Source organism: Bacillus sp. LR--39 (genome assembly GCF_053613335.1).
In genome coordinates this window covers 1-950 of sequence record NZ_JBSIOT010000453.1, presented here as the reverse complement: position 1 = coordinate 950, position 950 = coordinate 1, and the positions used below count along the sequence as shown (strand labels likewise).

General features: G+C 55.2%; 1 protein-coding gene. It reads left to right on the top strand.

Translation table 11 applies throughout. The features are described from left to right. Nucleotides 1–91: 91 nt before the first annotated feature. On the top strand, nucleotides 92–950 hold an 859-nt coding region (locus tag ACWHAR_RS24070), incomplete at its 3' end, for an enolase C-terminal domain-like protein (protein WP_452088058.1).

Below are 950 nucleotides of genomic sequence, written 5' to 3'. Positions count from 1 at the left end.
CGCATCGAACTGCAGAAAGAGAAAGACCCTGCGGACACCACTTTATCCATGTGAAATGTAAGCGCTTTAATAAGAGGGAGGCTAAATCGATATGAATACAAACATCCATCAGCATGTAAAAGAGGAGAAAGCATCGCAAACACCGTCTATTGCCGACATGCGGGTTATACCCGTGGCAGGGCGGGACAGCATGCTTTTGAATTTGAGCGGAGCTCACGGCCCCTTTTTCACACGGAATATCGTGATTTTAAAGGATTCATCAGGCGCTCTCGGCGTCGGCGAAGTGCCGGGCGGCGAGCGGATCCGCCAGACGCTGGAGCAGGCGAAGCCGCTCGTCATCGATCAGCCGCTCGGCGCTGTTCAATCGATTTTGCAGTCCGTCAGGCGCCGGTTTAAAGACAGGGATGCCGGAGGACGCGGGGTGCAGACCTTTGACCAGCGGACGACGATACACGCTGTGACCGCATTGGAAGCAGCTTTGCTCGATTTGCTCGGAAAATTTCTCGGCGTCCCTGTGGCGGCGCTCTTGGGGGAAGGCCAGCAGCGGGATAAAGTGAAGATGCTCGGCTATTTGTTTTACATCGGGGACCGAAAGCGCACGACGCTTCCCTATATCAGTGAACAAGAGGCAAATGACGACTGGTTCCATCTCCGCCGTGAAGAAGCGTTGACTCCCGAGGCGATCGTCCGTCTTGCGGAGGCAGCCCGAGAACGATACGGATTTCACGATTTTAAATTAAAAGGCGGCGTCCTTTCCGGAGAAGAAGAAATCGAGGCGGCATCCGCTTTAGCGAAGCGGTTTCCTAAGGCGAGAATCACCCTTGACCCGAATGGGGCGTGGTCATTGGAGGAAGCGATTGCGCTTTGTAAGGGAAAGCGGGATGTACTTGCCTACGCGGAAGACCCTTGCGGAGCGGAAGCCGGATACTCAGGCCGGGAAATCATGGCCG